A 12,772-nucleotide genomic window follows, 5' to 3' on the forward strand; every position below is an offset into this window, starting at 1 on the left:
GGCGACCGAAGCCGCCCTTTTGCAAGATTATGTCGTTGTTTTCTATTGCGCCAGATCGGACATCAGGCCCGCTGCAACCGCCAGTCGCGAGACTGTCAGGTCACCACCTTCCGTCAGCGCCACCATACGGTTTTTCACCTGCTCGATACGCGCACCATCGGCTGCGAACCAGGCTGCTGCCGGGTCCTTGTCCTTGGCAAAACGCTTGAGCGCCGCAATGGTGATGCCGCGCGCGGCCTGCGTGATCGTATCGCTTGCTCGTGACAGAGCAAGCCCGTCATAATAGTCCGTGACGGGGATGGAACGCGCGGCTTCCTCGATGCGACCAATGCGGAAGGCTTCCGAAACACCGAAATAGGTCTTGGCGGTCACCACCCGGTCGGCACCGGCCAGATGCGCGATCAGGGCAATGTCCGGCATGATGCCTGCAAGCTGCAGATTGGCAAGACGCTGAGCCAGCTTTTCTGGTGCACCCTTTTCCACGAAAGCGGCCTTGTCGGCCTGAAGCGTGCTCTTCAGATATTCCGGCATCAGGCCGTCGAAACGCGGTTCCAGTTCGGCACGTGCCCTGGTGATCGTATCCACCAGTTCCGTCAGGTTGGCGCGTGTCGTATCGTTGCGCAGCACCCAGGCCGTCGTCGCCTGCAGCATTTCGCCGACGAGATGGTAGAACTGGTTCTGCACATCGCCCGGCACCTTGCTGTCGAGCGCATCAATGGCGTCATAGATCGCATCGATCTCGAAACCGTCGCGCACCGCCACATAGGCACGCACGATATCGGCAGGCGACTTGCCCGTCGTATCGGCCAGACGGCTGATGAAGGTGATACCGCCACGGTTGATGACATCGTTTGCCAGCAAAGTAGCGACGATTTCACGGCGCAGACGATGACCGGAGATTTCCTCGGCATAAGTCTTGGTCATGCGCTTCGGGAAATAGCCGAACAGCAGCGACTGGAAGTAAGGTTCGTCCGGAAGCTGGCTTGCCACCAGATCATCCGACAGCGACAGCTTGGCATAAGCAAGCAGAACCGCCAGTTCCGGACGCGTCAGCGGCTGGCCTGCCTTCTGGCGTTCGGCCAGCAGCGCATCGGACGGCAGATACTCGACCTTGCGGTCGAGAAGCTTGCGGTTTTCCAGCTCCGCCATGAACCGTGCCTGATAGGGCAACTCCGCCAGACCTTGCCTTTCGCTGAGCGAAAGCGCCAGCGGCTGCAGATAGTTGTTGCGCAGAACCAGTTCAGACACATCGTCGGTCATGCTGACCAGAAGCTTGTTGCGTGCCGGGCGCTTGAGATTACCCGAACGCATGGCAGCAGCCAGAGCGATCTTGATGTTGACCTCGACGTCCGAGCAGTTGACGCCTGCCGAATTGTCGATGGCATCGGTATTACCACGACCGCCCGCCAGCGCATATTCGATGCGCCCGCGCTGGGTCGCGCCGAGATTGGCGCCTTCGCCGATCACCCGTGCACCGACTTCCGAGCCGGTGATGCGGATCGCGTCATTGGCGCGGTCGCCAACCTGTGCATCCGTTTCAGCGGAGGAGCGGATATAGGTGCCGATACCGCCGAACCAGAGGAGATCGACCTTCGATTTCAGGATCGCGGTCATGATTTCCTGCGGCGTGCCGGAGGTCTTTCCAAGGCCGATGGCCGCAGCAGCTTCTGCCGACAAGGTAATCGTCTTCTGGCTGCGACTATAGATGCCACCGCCAGCCGAAAGCTTGGAGCGGTCATAGTCCTGCCAGCTCGAACGCGGCAATTCGAACAGACGCTTGCGCTCGGCAAAGCCGTCGGCTGGAACCGGGTTAGGATCGATGAAAATATCGCGATGGTCGAACGCAGCCACCAGCTTGATCTGTTCGGAAAGCAGCATGCCGTTGCCGAACACATCGCCCGACATATCACCCACACCGGCAACAGTGAAAGGCTCGGTCTGGATATCCGTGTCGAATTCGCGGAAATGCCGCTTCACGGCTTCCCATGCGCCGCGCGCGGTAATGCCCATGCCCTTGTGGTCATAACCGGCGGAACCGCCGGATGCGAAGGCATCGTCCAGCCAGAAATCATGTGCCTGGCTGATGGCATTGGCCGTATCGGAGAAAGTGGCCGTGCCCTTGTCGGCAGCAACGACGAAATAAGGATCATCATTGTCATGGCGCACGACTTCCGCCGGCGGCACGACATGATTGTCCTCGATATTGTCGGTGACCGACAGAAGCGTGGAGATGAACACCTTGTAGGCATCGCGACCAGCTTCAAACACGGCATTGCGATCGCCGCCAACCGGCAAACGCTTCGGATAGAAGCCGCCCTTGGCACCAACCGGCACGATCACCGCATTCTTGACCTGCTGTGCCTTCACGAGGCCCAGCACTTCGGTGCGATAATCCTGTGCGCGGTCCGACCAGCGCAGACCACCACGGGCGACAGCGCCGAAGCGCAGATGCACGCCTTCCACTTCCGGCCCATAGACGAAGATTTCGCGATAAGGGCGCGGGTCCGGCAGGCCTTCGACCAGACGCGGATTGAGCTTGAAGGCAAAGGTGACACGCGGCTTGCCGTCGGCATCCGGCTGATAGGCATTGGTGCGCAGCGTCGCTTCGATCAGATTGCGGAAACGGCGCAAAATCTGGTCGTCATCGATGCTCGGCACGCCAAGCAATGCGGTCTCAATAGCATCGACCAGCTTCTTTTCAGCCGCATCACGGCGCTTGGCCGATGGGTTGAAGCGCAGATCGAACAGCGAATAGAGATCGCTGGCGATTTCAGGATAACGGTTCAGTGCGGCCGCGATGAAGCCCTGCGAATAGGCAATGCCCGCCTGTTGCAGATAACGGCCATAGGAACGCAGGATCATGATCTGGCGTGCCGTCAGGCGTGCGGTCTGCACCAGCGCGTTATAGCCGTCATTGTCAGCCAGACCGTCCCAGACATTGCGGAACACATCTTCCAGCATCTCGCCATCGTCGGAAAGATCGACGGGAGCGCCATAGGCGTTCACGAGCTGCATGTCGTGCACGTAAACGGCAGCGCCGTCCTTGCCAGCATGCGGCAGGTCGATGGTCTGCTCGCTGACGACACGGAAGCCCATGTTTTCCAGAAGCGGCACACGCTGCGACAGAACAACCGGCGCACCGTGATGATAAAGCTTCAGCGAAACCGCATCAGGACCATCGGTGCGATAACGATAGAAGTCCACGAAAAGCGGAGCCTCTGCGCTGAGGCCAGCGATGCGCTCCGCATCGACCAGCGCTTCCGGTGCCGTGAAGATTTCGCGATAGGATGGCGGGAAGCTTGCAGCAAGCGCGACCGTCTTTGCGTCTGCACTGTCAGAGCTTTCACGAACCGCATCGTCCCATGTGCGGACAATGGCGCGCACTTCGGCTTCCAGCGCTTCGCGATCCACATGCGGTGTGGAGCGCTCGTGACGGCGGATGACGAACTGAACGCGCGTCAGGCCGTTCTGCAGGAAGACCGGGTGGAATTCGAAACTGTCGCCGCCATAGATATCAACGAGATAGTGTCCGATCTTCTCGCGCACGACCGAGTCGTAACGGTCACGCGGGATATAGACCAGCACGGTCGCAAAGCGGCCAAAGCGATCGAGACGCGGAACGGCACGCACACGCGGGCGTTCGCCAAGCGCAAGGATCAGCTCGGCATTGGCCGTCAGGCTTTCCACATCGATCTGGAAAAGCTCGTCGCGCGGATATTCTTCCAGCACGTTGATGAGCGCCTTGCCCGAATGGTCCTCGCGGTTGAACCCGAGATGCTTGATGACGGCATCGGCCTTGGAGCGAATGAACGGAATGCCTGCAACCGAACTCGTATAGGCAACCGAGGTGAAGAGACCGACCAGGCGCAGTTCGCCGATGGCTTCGCCCTTTTCGCCGAATATCTTCACGCCGACATAATCGAGATAGGAGCGGCGATGCACCAGCGAAAGCGAATTCGCCTTGGTCACGATCAGCGGCTCGTTGCTGTCGAGGAATTCCGTTACCTCACGCGGCGTCACCGTGTCGTCGTCATCCTTGCGCAGGACGCGGACTTCATTGTCGTTGAGAATGCCGAGCGTTTCCTTGACCGGAACCAGTTCGCGCTTGTCGCCCTTGCCCTTGAAGGTGAGTTCGCGAAGTCCGAGGAAAATGAAACGATCATCGCGCAGCCATTCCAGAAACGCGATGGCCTCCGGCATAGCCGGATCGCTCGTCATTTCATAAACGCGCTTGTAATCGGCGATAGCGCCATCGAGGCGCTTCAACATCGGCTTCCAGTCGCTGACAGCGGCACGAACCTGTCCGAGCGCGCGCTTGATGGCGGCAGTCAGATCGGCCTTGACCTGCTTGTCGAGGGCTGGAAGATGAATCTGTACCAGGCTGACGCGCTCGACGCTCTTGGCAGGCGCGAGCTGCGATGCTTCGCCCAGAATGACCAGCTCGTCCTTTTCGCGCGCAATGTCCAGAACCGGATGCACGACCATGAAAATCTGGCTGACATGATCATTCAGCTCACCCATGATGGAGTCGAGCAGGAACGGCATATTGTCGTTGACGATGGTGATGACGCTCACCGGCCGACCATGGCGCTCGATACCATTATCGACGCTGATGATGCTCTTGCCCTTGCGATAGGATTCGAGGGCGGCATAGCCGTGACGGGCTGAACTGTCGAGAGCGGCAGCATCGTAAGCGGCCAGATCTTCTGGCGGCGCCCATTCGAAGAGAAGCTGCGAGAAGGCCGTAAGCGCCTTCGACTTGCCTCCCTTCTTCTCCTCCTTGCTTGCCTTGGAACCTTTAACCTTGCTCGACCGATCCTGCTTTGCAGTCACGTCGGATACTCCTGTCATGATGGCAATGCGCGCCAAACTAGCAGATTAGGCATTGGTTTCGATGGCAATTCGTTGAAAATAACGAAAAATTTCCCGGAAAGTCAGAAAGACCGCATTTAATCCATTTAATTTGGAACAAAACTTCGAAAACTTCCCGCGAAATTTCGGAATATGCCAGCGGATTTCTCCGCGCAGCTCAAAAGTGCTGCCAAAAGGGTCAAGCAGCAGCCCTGCTTCGCCACATTTCCGACTAAAGTTGCAGATGATTCTGATAAATGAATCGGCCTGTCAGTGCCTGAATCAAAAAGCGTCAGGCCGTGGCAAAAACGTCATTTGCAGCCGGCATGGTGACTTTTGGAACAGACACTCAGAGCTCGATCAGGTGATCGTCCAGCTCATTGATATTGTCCGGTCCTGCCGGAAAATGCTTTTCCAGCAGAACCCCGGCCTGACCGATAGCCAGTACGAAACCCTCGGTCATTTGTGCGCGGGAGGCGTGATGGATGAGCGTCGCGACGATTGCATTCCACTCGTCCTGTTCGACACGCGCATGGATGCCCGCATCGGCGATCACCTCGGCATAATGTTCGGCCATTGAGACAAAGAGCAGAATGCCGGTGCGGTGCTCCGTAATATGGACATTGCGCGCCAGAAACTGCTGCAGCGCATTGAGATGGGCGCGCTTGTAACGGATGCGGCGCGGCACCAGCAACATGCGAATGGCCGGAAAGAACCAGAGCACCAGCATCGCAGTCAGGAACGCCGCCAGCACCGCAAGTCCGAACATGGGCAGGCGGATATCGAACCAGTACCAATGGGCGAGAAAGGCCGCGATCACCGAAGCGATCAGGATGCCGCAAGTCGCAACAAAGCCCGCCGCAAAGAAATAGTCATCGCTCGAGCGCGCCAGAACGGCATAGATTTCGCCGCTGGTTTCTGCTTCCGCCTTGCGGATGGCCTCGGCGATACGGGCATGGTCCTCGGCGCCAATCAGCGTGTGATGCTTCATCGTTGCGTCTCCCTACCAGCTACCCGAGGCGCCACCGCCACCGGATGAACCGCCACCACCGGAGAAACCACCGCCTCCCCCGCCGGACGACCAGCCACCGCCGCCGCCCCAGCTGCCACCACCCCTGCCGCCAGAGCCGCCGCCGCGATTGTTGTAATCGACGACCATGCCGAGCCACTGATATTTGCCCGGCCCGATCTTGCGTCCGAAAACCGGCGTCAGGATCGCCATGCCGAAGCCACCGAAGAAGATCAGGCACCAGAAGGCGATGAAGACGACAAAGACCCAGTCGACATCATCGGAACTCGACTGCACATTGCGCTTGGCCCGCGCTTCAAGCTCGGCGGCATCACCGGAAAGCACCGAAAGAATGCCGTCAACACCCTGTACGATGCCGTTCGAGTAATTGCCGGTACGGAATTCGGGAATGATGGTGCCATTGATGATGACGCTTGAAAGCGCATCGGTCATGACACCTTCGAGACCATAGCCGACCTCGATCCGCACCTTACGGTCATTGGGCGCAACCACCAGCAATATGCCGTTGTTTTCCTGTTTCTGCCCCAGCGCCCAGGCACGGAACAGACGGTTGGAATAGGTTTCGATGTCTTCGCCGTTGAGGCTCGGGACCGTCACCACGACCACCTGATCCGATGACTTCGCTTCAAAGTCGGCAAGCTTCTGGGTCAGTTGCTGGCGCTCGGCGGGGTCGATGATCCCCGCCGCATCCACCACACGACCGGTCAATGCCTGTGCAGGCGTCGACGCGTCTTGTGCAAGGGCCGCCGTGTGCAGCGTCAGCGCTGCGGAAAACAGCAGGAAAGCGAGCGCAAGGAGATGTCGCGGCCAGCCCAACCAGCCAAGACCGCGACGATCACGCGAGAGTGCTGCACTCGCCCCGAAACGCATCATGAAACGCGCCGTCAGTTGAAGTTGACTTTGGGCGCGGCCTGACTGCCTGCATCTGCACTGAAGCTCTGCATCGGCTGTGCATCGCGATACCAGATCCACGTCCAGATCATCGTCGGCATGGTGCGCAGCGCCGTGTTGTAGACGCGAACCGCCTCGATATAGTCGCGGCGTGCGACGGCGATGCGGTTTTCAGTACCTTCAAGCTGCGACTGCAATGCAAGGAAGTTCTGGTTGGCTTTCAGGTCCGGATAGCGCTCGACCACCACCATCAGGCGCGACAGTGCGCTTGTCAGATTGGCCTGATTATCCTGAAACTGCTTGAAGAGTTCCGGATTGTTGAGCGTTTCCGGCGTGATCTGCACCTGCGTCGCCTTGGCGCGCGCCTCGATCACAGCCTGCAGGGTTTCCTGTTCGTGAGCGGCATAGCCTTTCACGGTCTCGACCAGATTGGGCACGAGATCGGCGCGGCGCTGGTACTGGTTCTGCACCTCGCCCCAGGCAGCCTTCGCCTTTTCCTCATTGGTCGGGATCGTGTTGAAACCGCATGCCGATAGCAGCGGAACCAGAACAGCCAGACCAAGAGCGATGAAAATACGGCGAAAAGAGAAAGAAGTGGCAACCGTCGCAGCCGACATGGACTTCTCCTGAAAAGAGCGCTTTGCCAAGCGCCGGGGAAACAAATTCATCACCCGCATGCGCATATTCGCTCGAATGCGGGCCGTCAAATCAACAAGATAGACGAAATTCACTCGTTTTCCAGTCGATTTGAACAACAAGGTAAAGCCGCGACCGGTGGGTTTCAGGGATGCAGCCGATTTCACCAGAATGTTCCATGGTCTGACCTTATCATTGGAATGCCACAAGGTCAGTCCCGATATATCTCAATTCATATCGGGATCATCGCCACAGATACCCGTGAAAGAGCATCTTGACCCGATCCTCGGCCTATGAGCAGGAAGCTTCTTTATCTTCTCGCATATGTGGATCAGGCGTGCATAGGTGCTATCGATTTCACTCCCGTCGATCATGACAATACCATTCCTGACAACCGGTTCAGCTTCGCCCGCAGAAACGAGTAGAACGATAGACCTGAGAGCTATATTCGCTTGATGGCAAGGCCCCATGGCCATGGCCAACCGCGCCAGCTCGTCGCTGTGAGCAGGCTTCGTCCCATCTAATGCCGGTCCATTCTCTTCCATCAGTACCGCCAAAGCTTCAAGAATAGGGCCGTCGTCCCTCTCGATTTGCGTGGCGAGCGCCTCCAGACCAGCCTTGTCCCCTGCCTCAATGAGGTCGGCAAGCCGGTCTTCCAATTGTTGAGCCGCTGCTCCGTCCTCATAAGAGGCTGCAGCTGTTGCAAGTACCTGCGTGTCCATCGCGCTCGCCGGACCGGCAGGGGCGACAACAATAAATGCCGACAGCACTGCGGCAAGCTTCAAGGCAGTCCTCACTTACATCCCCCTATTCCCCACAAAACCACCAACAAAAAAGCGGCGGATTGCTCCGCCGCTTTCTCAAAATGCAAGCTGCGCGAAGATTATTCGCTTGCAGCTTCTTCAGCCGGAGCAGCAGCGGCTGCGGCAGCTTCAGCGGCCTTTGCGGCAGCTTCTTCTTCAGCCTGCTTGGCCATGGCCAGACGTTCCTGAGCCTTCTTGCCCGGCTCACCCTTGGTCGGGTTGCTGCGGGTCGGACGCTTTGCAAGACCAGCCTGGTCGAGGAAGCGCAGAACGCGGTCGGTCGGCTGTGCGCCCTGTGCAATCCAATGCTGGATGCGGTCGGCATCGAGCTTCACGCGTTCAGCGTCCTTGGCCAGCATCGGGTTCCATGCACCAACGGTTTCGATGAAGCGGCCATCACGCGGGCTGCGGACGTCGGCAACAACGATGTGGTAGTAAGGACGCTTCTTGGAGCCAGCGCGGGCCAGACGAATCTTGAGAGACATTTTTTCTTTCCTTTAGACAATTGCTTCGCCCGAGGGATGGTCGGGGCAAAACGGGTTAAACCGTAGCTACGGTTGTTGTTTTGACGCGCATCTTACCCGAAAACCGTTTCACACTTTTCGGGATGCGCTTTACTTTCCGCCGTGGTTTGCGGCGGCATGCTCATGATGCCGAATGACTTCCTTCACGATGAAGTTCAGGAATTTTTCGGCGAAATCGGGATCGAGATGGGCATCGGTTGCCAAGGCGCGCAGACGTTCCACCTGACGTTTTTCGCGGGCCGGATCAGCCGGTGCGAGGCCGCGTTCAGCCTTGAGTACACCGACAGCCTTGGTGCAGCGAAAACGTTCGGCCAGCATATGGATCAGCGCTGCATCGATATTGTCGATGGAAGCGCGCAGTGCCAGAAGTTCAGCCGGTGCAGTGTTCTGTTCGTCGCTCATGATGCTCACTTCTTCTTCGGCAGGCCGGGAAGACCGCCACCAAGACCGGGAAGCTTCGATCCACCCAAACCGGGGAGACCGCCGCCCGGAAGGCCCGGCAAACCGCCGCCCTTGGTAAGACCGGCTGCTTCAGCCTGCTTGGCAAGTGCTTCAAGCTGCTTGGGGTCCATCTTGGAAAGATCGGGCATACCGCCCATTCCTCCGCCCAGGCCGCCACCAAGACCCATCTTGTTGGCAAGGCCCCCCATCATCTGCTTCATCATTCCGCCCTTGCCCTTGCCCATGACTTTCATCATGTCGGCCATCTGGCGATGCATCTTGAGAAGCTTGTTGATATCGGCAGCAGTCGTGCCGGAGCCTTTGGCAATGCGCTGCTTGCGGCTGTGCTTGAGAAGGTCGGGATTGGCGCGCTCGGCCTTGGTCATCGAGCCAATGATTGCGAGCTGGCGGTCGAACACCTTGTCGTCGAGACCGGCTGCTGCTGCCTTGTCCTTCATTCCGCCCATGCCGGGCATCATGCCCATAATGCTGCCCATGCCGCCGAGCTTTTTCATCTGGCCTAGCTGATCGGCAAGATCATTGAGATCGAACTTGCCGGACTGCATCTTCTTGGCCATCGCTGCGGCTTTTTCCGCGTCGATGTTTTCAGCAGCTTTTTCCACGAGCGAAACAATGTCGCCCATGCCGAGAATACGGTCGGCGATACGCTTCGGATAGAATTCCTCAAGCGCATCCATCTTTTCGCCGGTGGCGATCAGCTTGATCGGCTTGCCGGTGATGGCACGCATCGAAAGCGCTGCACCGCCACGGCCATCGCCATCCATACGGGTGAGAACGATACCCGTAATGCCAACGCGCTCGTCGAAATTGCGCGCCAGATTGACTGCATCCTGACCGGTCAGGCTGTCGGCGACGAGCAGGATTTCGTGCGGATTGGCGGCCTTGCGGATATCCGCCATTTCCACCATCAGCGGCTCGTCAATATGCGTGCGGCCTGCGGTATCGAGAATGACGACATCGTGTGCGCCAAGCTTTGCAGCCTGTACGGCGCGCTTGGCGATTTCGACCGGCGACTGGCCGGCGATGATCGGCAGCGTGTCGACACTGGTCTGAATACCGAGCTGGCGAAGCTGTTCCTGTGCGGCAGGACGGCGCGTATCGAGCGACGCCATCAACACCTTCTTGCGCTGGCGCTCCGTCAAACGCTTGGCGATCTTGCCGGTGGTGGTCGTCTTGCCCGACCCCTGCAGACCGACCATCATGATGACGACAGGCGCAGGCGCGTTCAGGTCAATCGCGACACCTTCGGTGCCAAGCATCTCGATAAGCTCGTCATGGACGATCTTGACGACCATCTGGCCGGGCTTGATGCTTTTCAGGATTTCGGCGCCAACCGCCTTCTCACGAACGCGGTCGGTGAAGGAGCGAACCACTTCCAGCGAAACGTCAGCCTCGATCAGCGCGCGACGCACTTCGCGCAACGCTGCGGCCACGTCGGCTTCAGAAAGAGCGCCGCGTCCGGTAAGGCCGTTCAGGATGGAGCCAAGACGCTCCTGAAGTGATTCAAACATCGAATTTCCTTTTAATCCGAGAAGAGGCTTATGCTTCGTCAGGGATAAATCGTCCCGCTTATCTGCCAGTTCAAGAAGCAACCAAAGCGATACAGCACCCGAGGGCGCATCGCGCTGTCGGATGTGGACCTCCGGGATCGCTTTATACCAAATGGGTCCCGGTCGGTGGCTCGCGTTCTGAAGATCGCGGATAGATTGGAGCTGGCTTTAAGGTGATCAGCCCGCAATGTCAAGCAAAAGGCCTGAAACTCACTGAAACCGGCCCAGTTTGTTTTGGGCGCATCTTGTTCCGAAAACCATTTCACACTTTTCGGGATGCGCTCCAATACAGGGCCGGTTTCGATTTTGTTTTACTGTGCGGCCACACCGGCAAGCGGATCGCCGATGCCCAGCACATAAAGGCCGATCATCAGCAGCGTTCCCGCCAGAACCACATAATAGATCGTGGGAATGATGGTCATGCGCAAGGTCGTGCCTTCACGTCCCAGCAAGCCGACCGTCGCGGAAGCTGCAACCACGTTGTGGATCGCGATCATGTTGCCAGCGGCAGCGCCCACTGACTGACCGGCGACCATCAGCGCACCGGAAATGCCAAGCCCTTCCGCCACGCCATACTGGAACTGGCTGAGCATGAGGTTCGACACCGTGTTGGACCCGGCGAGGAACGCACCCAGCGCTCCCACGGACGGCGCGAAGAACGGATAGACATTCCCGACTTCCACCGCCACCCAGTCGGCAACCATCAGCGGCATGCTGATGAGTTCCTTGCCGTTGACGCCGGAATTGATCATGACGCGCACCATCGGCACGGTGAACAGAAGCACGAAGCCTGCGCCCACCAGCGTCTTTGTGCTTTCACCGAAAGCCTTGGCGAACTGTCCGCCGTTCATCCGATGCAGGAAGAAGGTGATCACACAGACGATGACCAGAAGACCGCCCGGCAGGAAGAGCGGCGTGAAATCACCACCTATACCGGTTTCGCCCATGATGTCCTTGGCAACGAACGTGATCGACTTCAGCGCATTGCCAACCGACGGGAACGTACGGCTGACCACCAGAAAGATCGCCAGCAGAATGTAAGGGGTCCATGCCAGAACGAGCGGGATTTTCTTCGAGGTCAGTTCATCGAGCTTGATCTGGACGGTGCCGACCCAGCCTGCAGGCCACTCCGAAGCGGGAGGGAAATCCCAGCTCTGCTTCGGCATCAGGAAACCGGCTCGTGCGGCAAACGTCGCCAGCGCAAGCCCGACGAGACCGCCGATCATGGACGGGAATTCAGCACCGAGGAAAACCGCGCTCAGCACATAAGGAATGGTGAACGAGAAGGCCGCAAACAGCGCGAAGGGCAGAATGGCAAGACCTTCCGTCCAAGAGCGGTTGCGCCCGAAGAAGCGGGTCATGATGACCACGAGGAACAGCGGCATGAACGTGCCGCAGATGGCGTGCAGGATAGCCACTTCCGATGTGATGATATGGAAGAACTGTTCCCAGCTCGATCCGGCGCCCTGCAATTGCGCCGTCAGCGCCTCGCGATTGAGACCTGACTGGACACCGACGATAAGCGGCGTGCCGACGGCACCGAACGACACGGGCGTCGACTGGATGATCAATCCGAAAGTAACGGCGGCAAGTGCCGGAAAACCGACGGCCACCATCAGCGGCGCCACGACCGCAGCAGGCGTGCCGAAACCGGATGCGCCCTCAATGAACGAGCCGAACAGCCAGGCAATCAGGAACACCTGAATGCGGCGGTCAGGGCTGATCTGGGCAAAGCCGGAGCGGATCGCAGAAATGCCGCCAGAATATTTCAGCGTATTGAGAAGCAGAATCGCACCGAAAATGATCCAGAGCAGACCTGCAGTCTGGATCAGGCCCTGAATGGTCGAGGCAATGACCCGGTTGCCGCTCATGCCCCAGACCGCCATTGCGATCACGACAGTCAGCACATAGGTCACCGGCATCGCAATGCGGGCCTGAATACGAAATCCGACCAGCATCACGCCGGCTACGAGAATTGGCAGAAATGCAAATAATGCAAGAAATCCGTTCGACATGTGGCGTCCT

The 12,772-nt window shown here is 58.5% G+C and carries 9 protein-coding genes; all 9 read right to left on the bottom strand.

All coding sequences use genetic code 11. The features are described from left to right. Nucleotides 1-42: 42 nt before the first annotated feature. The 9 genes from LJ361_RS21180 to LJ361_RS21220 all read right to left on the bottom strand — a co-directional run bounded on the left by LJ361_RS21180 (nt 43) and on the right by LJ361_RS21220 (nt 12,762). A complete protein-coding gene (locus LJ361_RS21180; protein ID WP_010661487.1) occupies nt 43-4,833 on the bottom strand; it encodes an NAD-glutamate dehydrogenase in 4,791 nt (1,596 codons plus the stop codon). Nucleotides 4,834-5,200: 367 nt separating this feature from the next. After that, entirely contained in the window at nt 5,201-5,842 is a 642-nt protein-coding gene (locus tag LJ361_RS21185; protein WP_010661488.1) for a TPM domain-containing protein, read from the bottom strand. Nucleotides 5,843-5,854: 12 nt separating this feature from the next. Further along, nucleotides 5,855-6,754: a TPM domain-containing protein gene (locus LJ361_RS21190; RefSeq protein WP_010661489.1), complete on the bottom strand. Its 900-nt coding sequence runs from the start codon at nt 6,752-6,754 to the stop codon at nt 5,855-5,857. An 11-nt stretch (nt 6,755-6,765) separates the two neighbouring features. After that, a complete protein-coding gene (locus LJ361_RS21195; RefSeq protein ID WP_010661490.1) occupies nt 6,766-7,389 on the bottom strand; it encodes a LemA family protein in 624 nt (207 codons plus the stop codon). 246 nt (nt 7,390-7,635) lie between these two features. After that, nucleotides 7,636-8,205 carry a hypothetical protein gene (locus LJ361_RS21200; protein ID WP_085982334.1) on the bottom strand — a complete coding sequence of 190 codons (570 nt, stop codon included), beginning with the start codon at nt 8,203-8,205 and terminating at the stop codon, nt 7,636-7,638. A gap of 86 nt (nt 8,206-8,291) precedes the next feature. Continuing rightward, entirely contained in the window at nt 8,292-8,696 is a 405-nt protein-coding gene (gene rpsP / locus LJ361_RS21205; protein WP_010661492.1) for a 30S ribosomal protein S16, read from the bottom strand. 129 nt (nt 8,697-8,825) lie between these two features. Continuing rightward, entirely contained in the window at nt 8,826-9,137 is a 312-nt protein-coding gene (locus LJ361_RS21210; RefSeq protein WP_010661493.1) for a chorismate mutase, read from the bottom strand. A 5-nt stretch (nt 9,138-9,142) separates the two neighbouring features. Next, the gene (gene ffh, locus LJ361_RS21215) at nt 9,143-10,708 is read right to left on the bottom strand and encodes a signal recognition particle protein (protein WP_010661494.1); all 1,566 of its coding nucleotides are present in this window, start codon (nt 10,706-10,708) and stop codon (nt 9,143-9,145) included. 350 nt (nt 10,709-11,058) lie between these two features. Continuing rightward, complete coding sequence (locus LJ361_RS21220; RefSeq protein ID WP_010661495.1) at nt 11,059-12,762, bottom strand: L-lactate permease; 1,704 nt, start codon at nt 12,760-12,762, stop codon at nt 11,059-11,061. Nucleotides 12,763-12,772 lie beyond the last annotated feature (10 nt).

Origin of the sequence: Brucella sp. JSBI001 (genome assembly GCF_026014005.1) — a bacterium.
GTDB classification, from domain to species: Bacteria; Pseudomonadota; Alphaproteobacteria; order Rhizobiales; family Rhizobiaceae; genus Brucella; species Brucella anthropi.